General features: G+C 60.7%; 15 protein-coding genes. 5 read left to right on the top strand and 10 right to left on the bottom strand.

The features are described from left to right. Positions 1-41 precede the first annotated feature (41 nt). Both K328_RS22940 and K328_RS0107395 read left to right on the top strand, forming a co-directional pair. On the top strand, positions 42-581 hold the full coding sequence (locus tag K328_RS22940) for a TetR/AcrR family transcriptional regulator (RefSeq protein ID WP_036553229.1): 540 nt from the start codon (positions 42-44) through the stop codon (positions 579-581). After that, positions 578-1,726 (top strand): MFS transporter, encoded by a 1,149-nt coding sequence (locus K328_RS0107395; protein ID WP_028465437.1) that lies wholly within the window; start codon positions 578-580, stop codon positions 1,724-1,726. Before K328_RS22940 ends, K328_RS0107395 begins: the two co-directional genes overlap by 4 nt. Positions 1,727-1,728: 2 nt before the next feature. Here K328_RS0107395 and K328_RS0107390 read toward each other — a convergent pair whose 3' ends face one another. The 7 genes from K328_RS0107390 to K328_RS0107360 form a co-directional block, all read right to left on the bottom strand. Beyond that, positions 1,729-2,316 (bottom strand): cytochrome c3 family protein, encoded by a 588-nt coding sequence (locus tag K328_RS0107390; RefSeq protein ID WP_028465436.1) that lies wholly within the window; start codon positions 2,314-2,316, stop codon positions 1,729-1,731. Positions 2,317-2,332: 16 nt separating this feature from the next. Further along, the gene (locus K328_RS0107385; protein WP_226886511.1) at positions 2,333-2,818 is read right to left on the bottom strand and encodes a nitrate reductase cytochrome c-type subunit; all 486 of its coding nucleotides are present in this window, start codon (positions 2,816-2,818) and stop codon (positions 2,333-2,335) included. Continuing rightward, the gene (gene napA, locus K328_RS0107380; protein ID WP_028465434.1) at positions 2,791-5,331 is read right to left on the bottom strand and encodes a nitrate reductase catalytic subunit NapA; all 2,541 of its coding nucleotides are present in this window, start codon (positions 5,329-5,331) and stop codon (positions 2,791-2,793) included. Before napA ends, K328_RS0107385 begins: the two co-directional genes overlap by 28 nt. Next, positions 5,324-5,662, bottom strand: a complete 339-nt coding sequence (locus K328_RS0107375) for a chaperone NapD (RefSeq protein WP_028465433.1) — start codon at positions 5,660-5,662, stop codon at positions 5,324-5,326. Before K328_RS0107375 ends, napA begins: the two co-directional genes overlap by 8 nt. A 63-nt stretch (positions 5,663-5,725) precedes the next feature. Beyond that, complete coding sequence (napE, locus tag K328_RS0107370; protein WP_028465432.1) at positions 5,726-5,881, bottom strand: periplasmic nitrate reductase, NapE protein; 156 nt, start codon at positions 5,879-5,881, stop codon at positions 5,726-5,728. Between the two features lie 290 nt (positions 5,882-6,171). Then, the gene (locus K328_RS25675; protein WP_051284617.1) at positions 6,172-6,915 is read right to left on the bottom strand and encodes a cytochrome P460 family protein; all 744 of its coding nucleotides are present in this window, start codon (positions 6,913-6,915) and stop codon (positions 6,172-6,174) included. Positions 6,916-7,046: 131 nt separating this feature from the next. Further along, positions 7,047-8,195 (bottom strand): NADH:flavin oxidoreductase/NADH oxidase, encoded by a 1,149-nt coding sequence (locus K328_RS0107360; protein ID WP_028465431.1) that lies wholly within the window; start codon positions 8,193-8,195, stop codon positions 7,047-7,049. Between the two features lie 179 nt (positions 8,196-8,374). On the opposite strand from K328_RS0107360, the gene K328_RS0107355 reads away from it, so the two are divergent. From K328_RS0107355 to K328_RS0107345, 3 genes are all read left to right on the top strand, one after another. After that, entirely contained in the window at positions 8,375-9,544 is a 1,170-nt protein-coding gene (locus tag K328_RS0107355; RefSeq protein WP_028465430.1) for a M20 aminoacylase family protein, read from the top strand. Positions 9,545-9,548: 4 nt separating this feature from the next. Beyond that, positions 9,549-10,127 carry a P-loop NTPase family protein gene (locus K328_RS0107350; RefSeq protein ID WP_051284616.1) on the top strand — a complete coding sequence of 193 codons (579 nt, stop codon included), beginning with the start codon at positions 9,549-9,551 and terminating at the stop codon, positions 10,125-10,127. Between the two features lie 339 nt (positions 10,128-10,466). Continuing rightward, positions 10,467-10,679, top strand: a complete 213-nt coding sequence (locus tag K328_RS0107345; RefSeq protein ID WP_028465428.1) for a hypothetical protein — start codon at positions 10,467-10,469, stop codon at positions 10,677-10,679. Positions 10,680-10,805: 126 nt separating this feature from the next. On the opposite strand, the gene K328_RS0107340 is transcribed toward K328_RS0107345, so the two are convergent. From K328_RS0107340 to K328_RS0107330, 3 genes are all read right to left on the bottom strand, one after another. Continuing rightward, positions 10,806-11,441 carry an FMN-binding negative transcriptional regulator gene (locus K328_RS0107340; RefSeq protein ID WP_028465427.1) on the bottom strand — a complete coding sequence of 212 codons (636 nt, stop codon included), beginning with the start codon at positions 11,439-11,441 and terminating at the stop codon, positions 10,806-10,808. A gap of 67 nt (positions 11,442-11,508) precedes the next feature. Further along, positions 11,509-12,948, bottom strand: coding sequence for an aldehyde dehydrogenase family protein (locus tag K328_RS0107335; protein WP_028465426.1), 1,440 nt, complete (start codon positions 12,946-12,948; stop codon positions 11,509-11,511). Positions 12,949-13,089: 141 nt separating this feature from the next. Next, positions 13,090-14,247: a fumarylacetoacetate hydrolase family protein gene (locus K328_RS0107330; RefSeq protein WP_028465425.1), complete on the bottom strand. Its 1,158-nt coding sequence runs from the start codon at positions 14,245-14,247 to the stop codon at positions 13,090-13,092. Positions 14,248-14,550 lie beyond the last annotated feature (303 nt).

The following is a 14,550-nucleotide window of genomic DNA, read 5'->3' as shown; positions in this document are numbered from 1 at the left end:
AGGATTGCCAAATGTAAAACGAACGTTTTACATTTGGCGTCATGGATAAGCGCGAAGTCATTCTTTCAACCGCCGAGCAGGTTTTCTGCCGTGAGGGTTTCCGGGCAACCGGGGTTGACCGCTTGCTGGAGCCGGCCGGAGCCTCGACCCGGACGCTCTACAAGCATTTCGGCTCCAAGAACGGGCTGGCATTGGCCATCCTGAAGGGCCGTGACCAACGCTTCTTTGCCGCGATGAATGCCGTTGCCGGGACTGGCCCGGTCTCCGGTATGTTTGATGTTTTGCTGGATTGGATGGGTGAGGAGGGAGGTGTCGGCTGTCCGTTCCTGCGGGCGCTCGGCGAATACCACTCCGAAGACCCGGGGATCGCGGCCTTCGCCCAATCGCACAAGCAGCGCATGCGCGCGCTGATCGCCGAGCGGGTTGAGGCGGCTGTCGGAGCCCCCGATCCGCGTCTGGCAGACCAGGTTTGGCTGCTCTTCGAAGGGGCGGTTTCCGCTGCGGCGGTCGCAGGCGACGAGATGGTGGATGCCGCGCGGGATGCGGCAGAGGCGTTGGTCGCAGCGGCCTCCAAGAGGTGAAACCCGCGGAAACGATATCCTTCATTGCGGCCGGGTTTGCCTTGATTGCCGCTTCCTACGGGCTGGCGCGTTTCGCTTACGGACTGTTTCTTCCGGCGATAACAGCCGATCTCGGTCTCAGCCGGATCGAGGCCGGGTTGATCAGCGCCGGTGCCTTCGCGGCCTATTGCCTTGCGATTACCGTCGCGGCTCTGGCGAGCAACGGGCTCGGCGCGCGGCGGACTGTGCTGATTGCCGGTCTTGTCGCCACGACGGGCATGGCGGGGATTGCATGGTCCGATGGGGCCGGGCAATTGGCTGCGGCTGTTTTCCTCGCCGGGGTGAGTACGGGGTTGGCATCGCCGCCGTTGGCGCTGGCCGTTTCGCAGAGCATTTCCGGCGCACGTCAGGGTGCGGCAAACACACTGATCAACAGCGGTACCAGTGCGGGCGTGATCCTTTCCGGCCCGGTGGCGATCGGATTTGCCGAAGCCTGGCGGGAGGCTTATGCGGTCTTTGCGGTAATGGCACTCGGAGTGACGGTCTGGCTTGGTTATGCGATGCCAGTCGTCGCTTCGGTTGCTGCGCGTAGAGAGGAACGCTCCGGCCCGAATGCTCGTGTTCCCGGCGCTCTGAGACCGGTTCTTTTGGCGGCATTTCTCATGGGCATGACCAGCACGGCTGTCTGGACATTCGGGGGAGCGCTGTTGCACGGGCTCGCCGGGTGGGGAGAAGAGGCAATTGCACGGGTCTGGATCGTGATTGGTATTGCGGGAATTGCCGGCGCGGCTGCGGGGCCTCTGATACGGCGCTTCGGGCTCAATCCGGTGCATCGGCTTTCGCTCGCCGCGCTCGCCCTATCCCTACTTTTGATCCTCTTTTCCAATGCCTCTGGCGCTGTGCCCCTTATCGCCGCCGCATTATTCGGTGCGGCCTACATCATGCTGACGGGCGTCATTCTGGTATGGGGCGTCGAAATGGTTCCGAGCAGTCCCGCTTTCGGTCTGGGGGCCGGGTTTCTGTCGATTGCGGCGGGTCAGGGTGCAGGAGCGCCCCTTTTCGGGGCGCTCTATGACTGGAAAGGCGGGGAGGTCGCTTTGCTCGTATTCTCCGGCTTGGCCTGCACGGCGATGTGCGTGAGTGCCAGACCGGCGCGGCTACCCTAGTTTCAGTTTTTCTGTGCCATGTCTGGCAGTTGGTGTGCGATGCCCTTGTGGCAATCGATGCAGGTTTTCTCACCTGTCGCGAGCAGGCGCGCATGGTGGTCAGCCGCTCGTGGACTTTGCTGAGTGAAATCCATGTAGGTGAAGTCATGGCAGTTTCGGCATTCGAGCGAGTCATTTGCTTCGAGCCGTTCCCATTCGTGGCTGGCTAATTCGAAGCGTTTTTCCAGAAACTTCTCTCGCGTGCTGATGGTGCCGAAGATCTTGCCCCAGACCTCTTTCGATGCCTGCATCTTGCGGGCGATCTTGTCCGTCCAGTTATGGGGGACATGGCAATCGGGACAGGTCGCACGGACGCCGGAGCGGTTGGTGTAGTGGATGGTGGATTTCAGTTCGGCATAAACGTTGTCCCGCATCTCATGGCAGGAGATACAGAATTTTTCGGTATTGGTTATTTCGAGAGCGGTGTTGAAACCGCCCCAGAAGATGATCCCTGCGATGAATCCACCCATCGTCAGGAACGCGAGGGAGAAATAGCGCGACGGCCGCGTCAGGGTCTCCCAGTACGATTTCAGGATCCGGAAAAGCGACAATTGATGGGCCCTCCCGTCACCTGTTCAGCAGAGTGTCGACGTCAACGAAGGTGTTTTCCACCAGCGGTTTGGCGTCGGTCTGCGGAACGTGACACTGGTTGCAAAAGTAGCGCCGGGCCGAAACGGTGGCCCGCACCTGATTGTCGCGATCCATGTAGTGGGTCACGCTGATCATTGGTGCCTGGGACTGTTCGACCGCGGAGCGGCTGTGACAGGTCAGACAGCGATTTGAGTTTTTATCGACCTGATATCCCCTGATCTTGTGGGGGATCAACGGTGGCTGTTCCGGATAGTTCCGGGCCTGCCGGAGGTCATTGTTGGTGATCCGCCCCATCCGCGGGGCTTCCTTGTTCACCGATATCTCGGCCTCCCGAAGCGTTGCGGTTGGGTCTTCCGCGAAGCTCACAAGTGCGGGGACCATGGAGGCGGTCACGATCAGCGCCAGAAGAAACGCTGCGTGCCGCACGGGCTTCATCAGGCCTTGGCGATTTTGACTGCGCATTTCTTGAAATCCGTTTGCTTGGAGATCGGGTCGGTTGCATCCAGCGTGACTTTGTTGATCAGCTGACTGGCGTCGAACCAGGGGACGAAGACGAGCCCTTGCGGAGGCTTGTTTCGGCCCCGCGTCTCGACGCGGGTGCGGATCTCGCCGCGCCGCGATGTAATGGTGACTTCATCGCCCCGGCGAAGGCCCCGTTTCTGAGCATCGTCCGGGTGCATGAAGACCACAGCATCCGGGAACGCCTTGTAGAGTTCCGGAACACGCTGCGTCATCGAGCCTGAGTGCCAGTGCTCCAGCACGCGTCCCGTGGAGAGCCAGAGATCGTATTCCTCGTCCGGCGCTTCCGCTGGCGGCTCGTAGGGCAGGGCGAAAATCCAAGCCTTGCCGTCCTTCTTGCCGTAGAACTGGACGCCCTTTCCGGCCTCGACATAGGGATCAAGCCCCTCACGGAACCGCCAGCGCGTCTCCTTGCCGTCGACGACTGGCCAGCGCAGCCCGCGCACCTTGTGATAGGTGTCGAAGTCCGCCAGGTCGTGCCCGTGGCCCCGGCCAAAAGTGGCATACTCCTCGAACAGGCCCTTCTGCAGGTAGAAGCCGAAATCCCGGGACTCGGCATTCTCGAACTCGAGGCTCGCGTCCGACAGCGGGAACTTGTTCGCGGTACCATTGGCGAAGAGCACCTCATAGAGGGTCTTGCCGCGGTATTCGGGGTTCTTGTCGAGAAGATCGTCGGACCAGACTTCATCCGTCTTGAACCGTTTGGAAAACTCGACGGTTTGCCAGATATCCGATTTCGCTTCACCGGGAGCCTGCACCTGCTGATACCAGAACTGGGTGCGGCGTTCGGCATTGCCGTAGGCACCTTCCTTTTCAACCCACATGGCGGTTGGCAGGATCAGGTCTGCTGCCTGCGCCGTGACTGTCGGATAGGCGTCCGAGACGACAATGAAATTATCCGGATTCCGGTAACCCGGATAGCCTTCCTCATTGATGTTGGCTGCCGCTTGCATGTTGTTGTTGCACTGGACCCAGTAGGCGTTGAGCTTGCCGTCCTTCAGCATCCGGTTCTGCAGCGCGGCATGGTAGCCGACCTTGCCGGGGATCGTGCCTTCGGGGATCTGCCAGATCTTCTCGGCGATGTCCCGATGCTCCTTCTTGGCCACGACATAGTCTGCCGGAAGCCGGTGTGCGAAGGTCCCGACCTCACGCGCTGTACCGCATGCGGAAGGTTGTCCGGTGAGCGAGAACGGGCTGTTGCCGGGCTCGGAGATTTTGCCCGTCAGAAGATGGATGTTGTAGATCAGGTTATTGCACCAAACACCCCGGGTGTGCTGGTTGAAACCCATGGTCCAGAACGAGACGACCTTGCGGTTCGGGTCCGCGTAAAGCTCGGCCAATTCGATCAGTTGGTTCGTCGGCACGCCGGAGAGTTCCGAGACACTGTCTACGTCATAGGCCGAAACGAATTTGGCGTAATCCTCGAAACTCATATCCGTGGAGCCGCCTGCCTTCTTGGCATTCTTGGCGTTTCTCTCCAGCTCGTGTTCCGGGCGGAGGCCATAGCCGATATCGGCATTGCCGAGCCGGAAACGCACGTGCTTTCCGACAAAGTTCTGATTCACACGATCATTCTGGATGATGTAGTTGGCGATAAAGTTGAGGATCGCCAGGTCGGTCTGCGGGGTGAAGATGAGACCGCTGTCCGCCAGATCGTAGCAGCGATGCTGATAGGTCGACAGCACGGTGACGTTGACATGCGGAGCGGAGAGCCGGCGGTCGGTTATCCGGGTCCAGAGGATCGGATGCATTTCCGCCATATTCGAGCCCCAGAGCACGAATGCATCGGTTTCCTCGATGTCGTCGTAGCACCCCATCGGCTCATCTATGCCGAAGGTTCGGATGAAACCGGCGACGGCCGAAGCCATGCAGTGACGGGCGTTCGGGTCGATATGGTTGGAGCGGAAGCCGGCCTTGTAGAGCTTGGAGGCGGCATAGCCCTCCCAGACCGTCCACTGGCCTGAGCCGAACATGCCGACCGGCGGCATCTCCTCGCTGTTGCGGGTCTTGGCGATGGCGGCCTTGAACTTCTCCGCCATGATGTCGAAGGCCTGATCCCAGCTGACTTCGTGGAATTCGCCGTTCTTGTCGTACTTGCCGTCCGTCATTCGCAGCAGCGGTTTGGTCAGTCTGTCGGCGCCATAGAGAATCTTGGAAAGGAAGTACCCTTTCACACAGTTGAGGCCGCGATTGACCTCTGCCTTGGCGTCGCCGTGAGTGGCTACGACGCGGCCATCCTTTACGCCGACCATGACCGAGCATCCAGTGCCGCAGAACCGGCAGGCGGCCTTCGACCAGCGCATTTCGGAAAGCTGGGCGGCGGCCTTCAGCTCCGCTGACTCGGCTGGAATGGGAAGGCCGGCACTTGCCGCTGCTGCCGCCGTCGCGGCTGCGACCGCCTGGACTTTGATATATTCGCGTCGGGAAAGTTTGGGGCTATCGCCGTCTCTAGGCATCGTCGCCTCCGTCATCAATCTGGTGGTAGACGAGAGCAACGCTCATCACCCCTGGGGTCTGCTCGAAAAGGTCGACGAATTCGACCAATTCGTGATCGTTGCGCGTCTCGATCGTCGCGATCAGTTTTCCGATGCCGGGGGCATCGTGAAACTCGATGGAGGAGACCGGTGAAAAGCGCTGTCTGATCGCAGGCATGTTCTTCGGTTCGGCCTGAATGAGAATGCTGGCGATCTGATAGGGAGCGCTGGCGTCATTCGTGCCGGAACCTGTATCGCCGAAAAGAATTTTCCGCTTTGACGGGTCGACCCCGTCTTCTCGTTCCATGGCCATCTGCTTCTCCCACATTCTGGTCGTGGATGGATGTGGCGGCATCGCAGCGGCCGCCGTCACGCTTTAAGCGCCGGGCGGACCCGCGATGATCTGGTAAATCCAGATCGCAAAGCCGAGGCCGCCGACGAGTGTGACGGCGACGACTGGTGCCAGGACGATTGTCAGAAACAGGAAGGATTTGAGCTCGCGCGACTTCGCGGCCGACTGATCGGAATCCATTGCTCTCCCCCCAAGCCCGTTTAAGGCTTTTTATTAATTCTTGCGCAGCATTTTGCCCGGGGAGCGATCCGCATCATTGATGCAGGTCAATATCGGAATGTTTTTTCTCTTTCCGTCAGGTCCCGAGGGCACTGCGTTTTACGAAGAGTATCTAAAATTGAGTCGATTGCCTGAGATTTTCCTGGTTAACGCGAAAAGAGCGTTTAAGCGGCGCGTTTCTAGAGCGGCAAGTACTGAGCCTCCGCCGATCCCAATGACCGGCGGAAGACGAATGACAATGTTGGGCTACCTCAGTTCGAGGACACGCGATACTCGTCCGGCAGGAAGAACATGCCGTCATTGTCTTCCGCGGCGTTATGGCAATCAGCGCAGAACTGAACCTTCTTGCTGTTTCTCCCGTTGGTGACGCCCATGGTCTTCCCGTTTGGAAAGATCAGCGCGTATTCCCAGTTGAGTGTGCCTGCGTTGAAACCGTCCTCCTTCTTCACCATCGTGAAGAGAGGTGCACGTTTGACCTCGCCCTTCATGGTGACGTGGAAGCCGTCCTTCACGAGCACGGCGCCGACCGGGACGGACTTGGTTTCCTCGAACCCGCCATAGGCCTTGCCGATGTTGTTACCCCAATTGTTCACATATCGGTTGCCGTGCGTGCCGGACTGATAGGGCAGGGTGTTGTACTGGTTCCAGGTGTGGAACTCCTTGGCGCCGGGCAGGTCGGACTTGGCAAAGCGCGGGTACATCGTGGCTTTGATGCAGTCGTAAGCCGCTTTCGCCTCTTCATTTGTCAAATCGGCCTTTCCCTTGACCTTTTTCGGGCTCCCGGAGGCTTTCCAGGCGTCCTCGACCCGTTTCACGGTGCAGGTGCTGGCAGCGGCGGCAAGCTGGTTGTTGCGGTCCCAGACAGCGTCGAGCTGGGCCTCCAGCTTGTCCATGCTTTCGGTCTCGGCCCGCGCGGGCAGGCCAGCGGCAAAGCCGATGGCCTGAAAACCGACCGACGCCGAAAGCAGAACGAGCGATGTTCTGGTGAATTTCATGTCTCTCTCCTGAAAGGCGGGCACCTGCTTTGGGGCCTGTTTCCTATTTTCAGGAGAGAGTGGCATGAGTTCGAACGTATGTAAGGTCACGCACGCTCAAACAAACGTGTGCACTGCTCGAGCGCCAGATGTCAGGATTTATCCTGTGCGCGCTGACCTGCCGCCCGTTTTTCCAGCCACCAGGCATACTGTGGAGGCCAGGTTTTGAAATCAGGGTCTTGCCCAAAGGCATCGGCTGCATGGCGGGGCCAGAACGGGTCGTAGAGCGCCTCGCGACCGATGGCGATCAGGTCTGCGTCCCCGGCTTGCAGGATGCTTTCAGCGTGGTGCGGGTCGGTGATCAGCCCGACGGCCTGGGTCATGATATCCACCTCGCGCCGGATCTGGGCTGCGTAGGGCACCTGATAGCCTGGCTCCCGGACCAGCTTGAAGTTGGTTGCGCCTTTCGGTGATTGGCCGCCGGAGGAGCAATCAATCACATCAACGCCGCGGGCTTTCAGCTCGCGCGCGAAGGTCAGGCTGTCTTCCATCTCCCAGCCGCCCTCGATGGCGTCGACGGATGAGATGCGAACGAACAGCGGCAGGTTATCCGGCAATGCGGCCCGGACATCCTCGGCGATTTCCAGCGACAGGCGCATCCGGCCTTCAAGGTCGCCGCCATAGGCATCGGTTCGGAAGTTGCCAAGCGGGGACAGGAATGTCTGCAGCAAGTAGCCATGCGCGCAATGGATTTCGACGGACTCGAAACCGGCATCGACCGAGCGTTTCGTCGCGTCCGCGAAGGCACCGCGGAGCCGCTTCATGTCATCGAGATCGAGCTCACGGGGCGTCAGCCAGCCGTCGGCCAACGGCACCGGGCTCGGCGCTTCCGGCTGCCAGGGCGTGTCTCCATCGGCAATATTCTCGGGTGTCAGCGGGCCGTTGCCCTTCCAGGGGCGCTGCATGCTGCCTTTGCGGCCGGAATGGCCGATCTGGATTGCCGGGACACTGCCCTCGGACTTCAGGAAGGCTGCGAGCGGCGCCAGTTTTTTGGCGTGTTCATCATCCCAAATGCCGAGGTCGCCGTGCGTGATCCGACCGTCGCGGGTCACCGCCGTGACTTCCAGAATGACCATGCCGGCGCCACCAATGGCGAACTTACCGAGATGGGCCATATGGAAGTCGGTCGGAAAACCTTCCTCAGCGGAATACATGCACATGGGCGGGATCACGATGCGGTTCGGCAAGGTAATGCCGCGGAGCTGGATCGGCTGGAAAAGCAGTGGTGTTGATGCAGTCATTTAGTCCTCCCCATTTTTTACGGGAGGATAACCGAAAACAGCCCAAATCGCGTAAGACAGGTAGGTTCTCCAAGGGTAAGTCTTAAGCGCGCGTTCGGCACTTGACAGGGGCGCTCTGTGCGCCATCGTGCGGGTTGTTCCATTTCAGTGAAATCTTCCCGCCCGCAAGGAGCCGTTTCATGCCTATCGTCAATCGCATCGCCGATTTCCATGCTGAACTGACCGGCTGGCGACGCCATATCCATCAGAACCCGGAGCTTGGTTTCGAAGAGTTCAAGACCGCCGATTTCGTGGCGGAACGGTTGACGGATATGGGCCTTGAGATCCATCGCGGTCTCGGCGGCACCGGCGTGGTAGCGACCATCAAGGGCAATGGCGGCGACGGGCCTGCTATTGGTCTGCGGGCCGACATGGACGCGCTGCCGATCCATGAAAAGGGCACGCCGGAGTATCGTTCGAAGAACGACGGAAAGATGCATGCCTGCGGCCATGACGGCCACACCACCATGTTGCTCGGCGCCGCCAAGTATCTTGCCGAGACCCGCAATTTCGCCGGCACCGTGCAGCTGATCTTCCAGCCGGCCGAAGAAGGCAAGGGTGGCGGCAAGAAGATGGTTGAGGACGGCCTTTTCAAACTGTTCCCGGTGGATGAGGTCTACGGCATGCACAACCGGCCGGAAATGCCGGTCGGCAGCTTCGGCGTTTCCGCCGGCCCGGTCATGGCCGCGCGGGACAATTGGGAGATCTTCATTTCCGGCCGTGGCGCGCATGCCGCCATGCCGCATCAGGGGGTCGATCCGGTTGTGGTTGGCGCAAACATCGTGATGGCTCTGCAGACCATTACCAGCCGCAATATCGACCCGGCGGAAGCGCTCGTCATCAGCGCTACCCAGTTCCATGCCGGCGACGCCTTCAACGTGATCCCGGACGATATCATCCTGCGCGGCACCTGCCGGGTGCTGAACCCGGATTTGCAGGCAACCCTGCCGGAGAGCATCAAGAGGGTGGCGGACGGCATTGCTGCGACCTATGGCGCGACGGCCGAGCTGAATTACATCTCCGGCTATCCGGCGACCGTGAATACCGAGAAGGAAGCCGATTTCGCCGCCTCTGTCTGCGCCGAGATTTCGGGCGGCATGGGAGCAGTCGACCGGGAGCTGCCGCCGAGCATGGGCGCTGAGGACTTCTCCTACATGCTGCTGGAAAAGCCGGGCGCCTATATCTGGTGTGGCAATGGCGACACAGCCGGTTTGCATCACCCGGAATACGACTTCAACGACGAGGCCCTGACCGTCGGCGCCAGCTACTGGAGCAAGCTGGTCGAAACCCGGCTCGCCAGATCGGCATGACGTGATGACGGGCGGCACGGGTACCGTCGACCGGGAACTGCCGCAAAGACTGCATGTTTTTGGCGCCTCCGGATCGGGAACGTCCACTTTCGGTCGTGCCTGGGCCGCCCGCTTCGGCCACAAGCATCTCGATACGGACGACTTTTACTGGATGCCGACGGAACCGGCCTTTCAGGAAAAGCGTCCGGTCCCGGAGCGTATCCGGCTGTTGAAACAGGCCTTCGAGAAGGAGGAAAGCTGGATCCTGACCGGCTCCATGGTGTCCTGGGGCGAGCCACTGATCGACAGCTTTCAGCTGGCCGTCTTTATCTACACACCCTTCAACCTGCGGATGGAGCGGTTGATCGCCCGCGAGGAAGCCCGTTACGGCGCCGAGGCTCTTGAGCCGGGCGGGGCGCATTACGAAGCGCATATGGCCTTTTTGGAATGGGCGGCATCCTACGATACGGGCGGCCACGAAATCCGCAGCCTGAAGATGCATGAGGCCTGGATCGAACGTCTACCGTGTCCGGTCGTTCGGGTTTCAGGCACGGACTCGACCGAGACGCAGATCGAACAAGTCGTCAGCTTCGTTCCCGCCTAACTCCGCTTTTCCGCTATCACATATCTCATCTATATGAATGTCCCTTATCTGAATTAACAACTCTTATCAGTATGATAGGGCGTTTTTGGCCCGTTTTCAGTAACACGTGGCTGAGGCGGATGCCGACGGGAGCGGCAGGCTGTCGTTTGCGGAGTTCGAGGAACTCGAGGTGAACAGGCCAGCAGGTCCAGGCGGCCCGGACGTGCTTTCGGGGTTTCGTCCGCGCGGATGGCTGACGGCAGAATTCATCGCCCTCAATGGAACCATTCCGGGGCACCCGCGTTTTCCCTTCAAGCGAGGCACAGTGCCTCCCATGGAATCAAATCGAGGAGATGACGGATGCGACGTACGCTTGTCCTCCCGGCCTTAATCACCGCTGGTCTTCTGCTGTCGGCATGCGCCGATACCTATTCGACCAGACAGCACGTTCTGTCGGGTGGCGGCATCGGTACGGGGCTGAGTTCGAGAACGGCTCTGTATGACGGCTGTGTTTCTTGCGGCGTCGGTGTTGGTACCGGTGTCGGCGCCGGTACCGTTTACCTCGTCGACTAGTACTTTTTCTTGGAGACTGGGATCAAAGACGATTTCCCCCGAGAGTATCTCTTCCCCCAAGAGATCCTCCCATCGATAGAATGGCCGCTATTCCCCTGGCGGCCATTCTTCGTTTCCGAGCTGAATTTAGCTTTGCAGGCGTTCGCGCGTTACGGAGGAGATCGCCGCGTCCGCACCGTCGCGGGCATCAAGTCCGGACATCACGCCTTCCTTGTCCGCCGCCGGACGGTTCTGGCTCAGCTTCCATTTGCCGTCCATCCGGGTAATCGGAATTTCGAAGCCGATGATGCCCTTGAGCTGTGACTGGACGAACTTTTCCGGTGCGTCGTTCAGGGCCCAGGGTTCGGCATTCGCGGCTTCGTGCCGGTCGGTCAGGCTCGAGACCTGATCGCGCAAACGTTCCGTATCTTCGAAGAAGCTGATCTTCCCGTAGGCGTGGACGGCGACGTAGTTCCACGTCGGCACGACTTTGCCGTGCTCCTGCTTCGTCGCGTACCAGTTCGGAGTGATATAGGCCTCCGGCCCTTGAAAGATTGCCAGCGCCTCAATGTCCAATGCCTCGGTCTTGGTCTGGATATTCGCTTTCGCCAGATGGCCGGTCAGAGTTCCATTCTCGCCTTTGCTTGTGTCGAGCAACATCGGCACATGGCTGGCCACCAGCCCGTCCGGGCCGAGTGTCACCAACGTGCCGAAGCCGATACGGCGGATGGTCTCATGCAGCAGGGCGATATCGTCTTCGCGAAAATGCGGCGGTGTGTACATGAGATTTCTCCGGTCATGAAAGGCGCCGGCGCAAGGTTGCGCCGGCGCGTTCCTCAATGTGATTTCGTCAGATCGGCAGGATATAGGCGGTTTTCACCGTTGTGTAGAATTCCGACGCATAGCGGCCCTGCTCGCGGGCGCCGTAGCTGGAGCCTTTCCGGCCGCCGAACGGTACATGATAATCAACGCCCGCCGTCGGCAGGTTGACCATGACCATGCCGGCCTCGGAATTACGCTTGAAGTCACTGGCGAATTTCAGGCTCGATGTGCAGATGCCGGAGGACAGACCGAAGGTCGTGTCGTTGGCGACAGCGAGGGCCTCGTCATAATCCTTCACCCGGATCACGCTGGCGACCGGGCCGAACACTTCCTCGCGGTTGATGCGCATGGAATTGGTGGTCTCGGTGAACAAAGCCGGCTGCAGATAGAAGCCCGGTGTGGAGCGTTCGAGGCGTTCGCCACCGAAAGCGAGCTTGCCGCCTTCCTGTTGGCCGATCTTGATATATTCCTCGTCCTGCGCGAGCTGGCTGGCATCGACCACAGGGCCGATATGTGTGCCCTCGGCAAGTGCGTCGTCGACCTTCAGGCTTTTCAGCTTGTCGATGCAAGCGGCGACGAACTTGTCGTGAATGCCTTCGGTCACAACCAGCCGGGAAGAGGCGGTGCAGCGCTGGCCGGTGGAGAAGAAGGCGCCGTTAACGGCAACGTCCACGGCGGTTGCGAGATCGGCATCGTCCAGCACGACGAGCGGGTTCTTGCCGCCCATCTCGAGCTGGTACTTCTTCATGGAGGCTGAGCATTTCGCCGCCACATGCGCACCGGTCGCGACAGAACCGGTGAAGGTCACGGCATTGATCTTAGTGCTGGAAAGGATGGCCTCGCCGACGACGCCGCCACTGCCCATTACCAGATTCAGCACGCCGTCCGGCAGACCGGCCTTTTTCAGGATGTCGACCAGCGCCCAGGCGCAGCCCGGTACCAGGCCGGCCGGCTTGAAGACGATGGCGTTGCCGTAGCAGAGCGCCGGGGCGATCTTCCAGGCCGGGATGGCGATCGGGAAGTTCCACGGCGTGATGATGCCGACGACACCGATCGGCTCGCGGGTGATCTCGACGTCGAGGCCCGGGCGGGTGGAGGCGATCTTCTCGCCGGACAGACGCAGGCACTCACCGGCGAAGAAATCGAACACCTGGGCGGCGCGGATGGTCTCGCCGATACCTTCGGGGAGGGTCTTGCCCTCCTCGCGGGCGAGCAGGCGACCGAGCTCTTCCTTGCGGGCCATGATCTCGGCGGAAGCGGCGGCCAGAATATCGTGGCGCTGCTGGATCGGGCTGCGAGCCCAGGCGTGGGAAGCAGCGACGGCGGCGTCGATAGCCTGCTCCGTTGCGGCGGCATCGGCCTGCGCGAACTGGCCGACCACGTCGCCGGTGTTGGACGGATTGATGTTATCGCTCGCGTTCGTGCCCTCGACCCAGTCGCCGGCGATCAGATTGCGGTGCAGTGTCATGAGTTCCCTCTCTCGGTTCCGGCGCCGTTCGGGCCGGGTTTTGAATCGGAGGGGAGCTTACGCCGCGTACGGCAGGGATCAATGGACTCTGCCGTTTTTATTTTATGCCTGCGCGGAAAGAGTAGGGGCCAGCCTTGCCCGTCAGAGCGCGATCCCGCGTTTTGTGAGCGACCGGAAGAGGGCGAGCGCTCCGTCCTCCCACTCCGGCAGGACGTCTGACCGGCCGACCACATTCTCGAGACATCCGAGCCGCGAGCTGGCAATGCGCACAACATCGCCCAGCTTGTGGGTGAAGCCTTCGCCTGGCCGATCCCGGTCGTCCGTCGGGGCGAACAGGGTGCCGGTATAGAGTACGGCGCCGTCCGGATATTGGTGGCAGTCGAACATCTGCTGGGCCAGGTCTTCCGGGTCACGGCTGATCACCCGCATGGTACTGGAGCCGCTGAGCACATAGCCGTCCGTGCCGGTAACCTCGAGTGACAGGTCCGCGTTGCGGATATCGGTCATGGTGAAATGCTCGTCGAGCAGCCGGATGAACGGGCCGAGGCTGGCCGATGCGTTGTTGTCCTTGGCCCGGCCCAGCAGCAGCGCGCTGCGGCCCTCGAAATCGCGCAGGTTCACATCGTTGCCGAGAGTGGCACCGACGATCTTTCCGTCCGGCCCGCAGACCAGCACGACTTCCGGCTCCGGATTGTTCCAGTCCGAGCGAGGATGCAGCCCGACCCCGGCGCCGTGCCCGACCGACGACATCGGTTGCGCCTTGGTGAAGATCTCCGCGTCGACGCCGAAACCGACTTCGAGATAGGGTGACCAGAGATCCTTCTCCAGCAAGGTCTTGCGCAGTTTCATCGCTTCGTCCGAGCCCGGCACGATGGAGAACACATCGTCGCCGATATCCCGGCCGAGCTGGGCCCGGGCCTCGTCCGCCTTCAGCGGATCGCCCTTGGTCATTTCCTCGACCACGCGCTCGATCATGCTGTTCGGAAAGGTCACCCCGGCTGCCTTGATGGACTGCAAGTCGATGGGGGAGAGCAGGCGCGGACCGGCGGCCTTCGGATCGAAGCTCGTCTCCAGAATGTCGCCGATCTTGCCGATCACCTTGCCTTCGGCGCCGCGTACGATGCTGGCCGGGCAGGCGGCCTTCAGGGCATGGGTAATGGTCGGGAGGCGGGCGGTGATATCGATGACATCCTCACCGCGCAGGGTGCAGACGGCCGGACCGTCAGCTGTGGTCACCCGGCCCAGCAATGTGGCCTTGTCCAGATCGACCGGCAGATCCCGTGCGATACGATCACTCATCTCTCGTCTCCTCCCAAATCCGGCGCCTTGTGCTTCTTATGGCACTGCGGCCCGGCAATTATTCGCTCGGCAAAATATTGCCTCTCTGGGATACAAAATACCAGAGAAATGAAAGCCTGTTCCGCATCGTGGGGTGCGCACTTTGTCGCAGACCGCCTCGGGTCTCTAAATGCTGAGTCACAGGCTACGTGAAGTTCAGGTGGTTATCGAGGGGGGATTGGTTTGCCGTGCAGAGAGCGCTATTCGGGGGGTCGTAAAGATTTTTCTTGCATCTAAGGCCGCAACGTGGCTTTTTTCGGGAAG

Source organism: Nisaea denitrificans DSM 18348 (assembly GCF_000426505.1).
GTDB classification, from domain to species: Bacteria; Pseudomonadota; Alphaproteobacteria; order Thalassobaculales; family Thalassobaculaceae; genus Nisaea; species Nisaea denitrificans.
The sequence above is the reverse complement of the archived record's forward strand: the minus strand, read 5'-3'. Positions and strand labels throughout refer to the sequence as shown.

Coding starts and splice junctions, on each gene's coding strand:
- K328_RS22940 (WP_036553229.1), top strand. CDS start 42: ATGGATAAGCGCGAAGTCATTCTTTCAACCGCCGAGCAGGTTTTCTGC.
- K328_RS0107385 (WP_226886511.1), bottom strand. CDS start 2,818: ATGCGCAGTCAAAATCGCCAAGGCCTGATGAAGCCCGTGCGGCACGCA.
- napA (WP_028465434.1), bottom strand. CDS start 5,331: ATGCCTAGAGACGGCGATAGCCCCAAACTTTCCCGACGCGAATATATC.
- K328_RS0107375 (WP_028465433.1), bottom strand. CDS start 5,662: ATGGCCATGGAACGAGAAGACGGGGTCGACCCGTCAAAGCGGAAAATT.
- napE (WP_028465432.1), bottom strand. CDS start 5,881: ATGGATTCCGATCAGTCGGCCGCGAAGTCGCGCGAGCTCAAATCCTTC.
- K328_RS25675 (WP_051284617.1), bottom strand. CDS start 6,915: ATGAAATTCACCAGAACATCGCTCGTTCTGCTTTCGGCGTCGGTCGGT.
- K328_RS0107360 (WP_028465431.1), bottom strand. CDS start 8,195: ATGACTGCATCAACACCACTGCTTTTCCAGCCGATCCAGCTCCGCGGC.
- K328_RS0107355 (WP_028465430.1), top strand. CDS start 8,375: ATGCCTATCGTCAATCGCATCGCCGATTTCCATGCTGAACTGACCGGC.
- K328_RS0107350 (WP_051284616.1), top strand. CDS start 9,549: ATGACGGGCGGCACGGGTACCGTCGACCGGGAACTGCCGCAAAGACTG.
- K328_RS0107345 (WP_028465428.1), top strand. CDS start 10,467: ATGCGACGTACGCTTGTCCTCCCGGCCTTAATCACCGCTGGTCTTCTG.
- K328_RS0107340 (WP_028465427.1), bottom strand. CDS start 11,441: ATGTACACACCGCCGCATTTTCGCGAAGACGATATCGCCCTGCTGCAT.
- K328_RS0107335 (WP_028465426.1), bottom strand. CDS start 12,948: ATGACACTGCACCGCAATCTGATCGCCGGCGACTGGGTCGAGGGCACG.
- K328_RS0107330 (WP_028465425.1), bottom strand. CDS start 14,247: ATGAGTGATCGTATCGCACGGGATCTGCCGGTCGATCTGGACAAGGCC.